Genomic DNA, 2,562 nt, shown 5'->3' on the forward strand with positions numbered 1-2,562 from the left:
CTCGTGCCGGGCGACCGCCTCGCCGCCGTCGCCGAGGTCGACGGCGGTCGCCACCCGGGCCAACTCGACGGCCGTCGGCCCGAAGCTGGTCCAGTGCCGGTCGGGCCCGTCGCCCACCCGCCCGGCGAGCCCCGCCGCCCGGTCGACCAGCTCCCGTACGCTCCGCGCGTCGCCGCACGCGGCGGCGGCCAGGGCGGCCTGGACCAGCAGCGTCCCGCACAGCGCCGGCTCGCGCGGCGGGCCGACGTGCAGCACCGTGGGGGCGATGCGGTGCGCGGCGGCGATCGTGACGGCCAGGGCCGGCCGGGCGCGGCCGAGGGCGCGCAGCGCCTGCCCCAGCGGCACGGTTGCCGCCGCCACCAGCAGCGCGTCACCCCTGGCCACGGACATCGCCCGGTCGGCGGCCAGCCAGCCGAGGTCGCCCTCGCCGAGCTTCACCAGCACCGACGACGTTATCCGGTACGCCTGCACCAGCAGCTCCGCCGCGTCGTGCCCGCCGCCGCCGGCGTGGACGCGTTGGGCGTCGCCGAGCAGGGCCGGCAGCATCCGCAGCAACTGCGGATAGTCGGCATGCTGGTACGTCAGCCAGGCGTGCCCCACCCGCCGGCCCAGCTCACCGGCCGGCGGTGCCACCCGGCCGACCGGCCCGGCCAGGACGGTGTCGTAGCGCGCCAGGGCGGCCCGCACCCCGTCGACGCCGTCCACGGCGACACGGGTCGCCACCGGCCGGCCGTCCCGGCCGAGCAACGCCACCGGGTCGACACGGAGCGCGTCGGCGAGGTCCCGGATGACGGTGAACCTGTCGAGGGCCCGGGCACCCCGCTCGACCTTGTCGACCCAGCTCTTCGACTTGCCGAGCCGGTCGGCCAGCATCTGCTGAGTCATCCGCCGTTGGGCCCGTAACCGGGCGACCCGGCGGCCTATCGGCAGGTCATGGGTGGTCACGACGCCACCGCCGGTCGGGCACCGCCCTGGTGGTGTCGTCCACCGGCACCCGGTCCGCCTCCGCCTGCTCCAACAGCCGTCGCCTCGCCGCCTCCCGCTCGGCGGCCTCGGCCTGTTCGCTCCGGCGCTGCCCCGGGTCGCTATTCGTGCCGTCCATATCTCCCTGCCTTCTGGTTGGGTAGATAGCGTTGTTGCCGGTCTTGATCTTTCGCGTCGGCCGGGTGCTCCTGGACCACCCACATCTCCAACGGTCTGCCGCACCATCCGACGATGCGCTCGGTGATCTCGGCGGTGCTCATGCCGGTGATTTCCGCGTGGGCGTCACGCAGGTACGCGGTCATGTAGCGGACGAGTGTCCGGATGTTGCACTGGCACAGTTCCTTGAGCTGGCGCTTGCGGGCCAGGCACGGCCAGGGTTCGCCGCAGACGAGGCAGTTCCAGTCCGGCCTGGACGGGCCGTGGAGCGCCGGGTAGTCAGCCATCGCCCGCTTCGTCTTCCGGCTGACGGTGGCAGCCTTGCCGGCGGGGGGAGTAGGTCGGCCACATGGGCGGGCGTCTGTACTCGCCGCGTGGTCGCTGTGCCCACGGCTCGCGGGGACGCCGGCGCTCCGCTCGCAGCTCCGTCACGGTGTCCCGGTGGTAGCGCGCCTCGTCGCGAGCGGTGACAATCTCCTGGTACAGGGTGTCCAGATCGGCCTCGACCCGACGCAGGAACCTGCCGACTGCCTCCGGGCCGAGGCCACGCCGACCGAACCTGGTCATCGGGAAGTCCTGCCACCGGATGTCGGCCGGCGTCAGCAGGTTCCGCCGAGATTGGTAGACCGCGCCGCCCTCGCGGGTGCCGTTGACACCGGTAGCGGGCCCGTTCCCAACCGCGTCTGTGCTGGGCTCCATGTGCCTCCGTCCTGGGCTGTCGACAGCGCTGCCCCGCCCGGCACGCTGGAACGAGCCGGTGCGGGGCGGCCCGGTGGGCTGATCAGGTCCAATGCCCGCCGTGACTCATGTAGACCTATAGAGGACAGTAGGCTTTGGGCTGCCCGCGCGCAAGCCCTCGACCAGCGTGTTGGCGAACGTTGGAGATTGGCCGGTCTGCGTCAGGCGATAGGTGGCCGTACAGTGGCGTGGAGGGGTTGTCCTAGAGAGGACTACCTGAGTGAGGGCGGCGATGACGGACGAGCTGGGCGCAAAAGCACCGAAGTACCTTCAAATCGCGGCGAAGTTGCGACGTAGCATCCGTGACGGGGAGTTGCAGGCGGGCGAGCAACTGCCAGCGGAGACAGCCCTGGCTGGACGGTTTCGGGTTAGTCCGATTACCCTGCGTAATGCTATGGGTGTCCTCCGCGCTGAGGGATTGATCGAGTCCCGCCACGGTGTAGGAACCTTCGTCCGCGAGAGCCGGCGGCTGCAACGCCTTTCTCGGCATCGCTACGGGCGCGCTCGTAGCGATCTCAAGTTGCTGACAGCGCACCTGCGACACGACATCGTGTTCGCCGGCAAGGCACAGGTCCAGGGTGAGATCGCTGGGGTCTGCTGCACCGGTAGGTGACATCTGAGATGGCTTGCCCTGGTGGCGGGCTGGAAGGATGTCGCTGTGCCCAAGCCCTACCCCCGTGAGTT

5 protein-coding genes are annotated in these 2,562 nt (G+C 71.2%); 1 reads left to right on the top strand and 4 read right to left on the bottom strand.

Annotation, left to right across the window (positions count from 1 at the left end):
* From ABT023_RS28905 to ABT023_RS28920, 4 genes are all read right to left on the bottom strand, one after another.
* Positions 1 to 945, bottom strand: a 945-nt coding sequence (locus tag ABT023_RS28905) for a helix-turn-helix domain-containing protein (protein WP_350889849.1), incomplete at its 3' end; no start/stop codon positions are given.
* Positions 932 to 1,102 carry a hypothetical protein gene (locus ABT023_RS28910; protein ID WP_350889851.1) on the bottom strand — a complete coding sequence of 57 codons (171 nt, stop codon included), beginning with the start codon at positions 1,100 to 1,102 and terminating at the stop codon, positions 932 to 934. The genes ABT023_RS28910 and ABT023_RS28905, both read right to left, overlap by 14 nt.
* A complete protein-coding gene (locus ABT023_RS28915; protein ID WP_350889853.1) occupies positions 1,086 to 1,427 on the bottom strand; it encodes a hypothetical protein in 342 nt (113 codons plus the stop codon). The genes ABT023_RS28910 and ABT023_RS28915 overlap by 17 nt, the downstream gene beginning before the upstream one ends.
* Positions 1,420 to 1,839, bottom strand: a complete 420-nt coding sequence (locus ABT023_RS28920) for a DivIVA domain-containing protein (protein ID WP_350889854.1) — start codon at positions 1,837 to 1,839, stop codon at positions 1,420 to 1,422. The genes ABT023_RS28915 and ABT023_RS28920 overlap by 8 nt, the downstream gene beginning before the upstream one ends.
* Before the next feature lie 271 nt (positions 1,840 to 2,110).
* On the opposite strand from ABT023_RS28920, the gene ABT023_RS28925 reads away from it, so the two are divergent.
* Complete coding sequence (locus ABT023_RS28925) at positions 2,111 to 2,491, top strand: GntR family transcriptional regulator (protein WP_350889856.1); 381 nt, start codon at positions 2,111 to 2,113, stop codon at positions 2,489 to 2,491.
* Positions 2,492 to 2,562: the final 71 nt, after the last annotated feature.

Origin of the sequence: Micromonospora sp. NPDC002296 (genome assembly GCF_040296145.1) — a bacterium.
Lineage (GTDB): Bacteria > Actinomycetota > Actinomycetes > Mycobacteriales > Micromonosporaceae > Micromonospora.

Bases quoted from the DNA above. Each gene is read 5' to 3' on its own strand.
- ABT023_RS28915 (WP_350889853.1), bottom strand. From the start codon at position 1,427: ATGGCTGACTACCCGGCGCTCCACGGCCCGTCCAGGCCGGACTGGAAC.
- ABT023_RS28925 (WP_350889856.1), top strand. From the start codon at position 2,111: ATGACGGACGAGCTGGGCGCAAAAGCACCGAAGTACCTTCAAATCGCG.
- ABT023_RS28920 (WP_350889854.1), bottom strand. From the start codon at position 1,839: ATGGAGCCCAGCACAGACGCGGTTGGGAACGGGCCCGCTACCGGTGTC.
- ABT023_RS28910 (WP_350889851.1), bottom strand. From the start codon at position 1,102: ATGGACGGCACGAATAGCGACCCGGGGCAGCGCCGGAGCGAACAGGCC.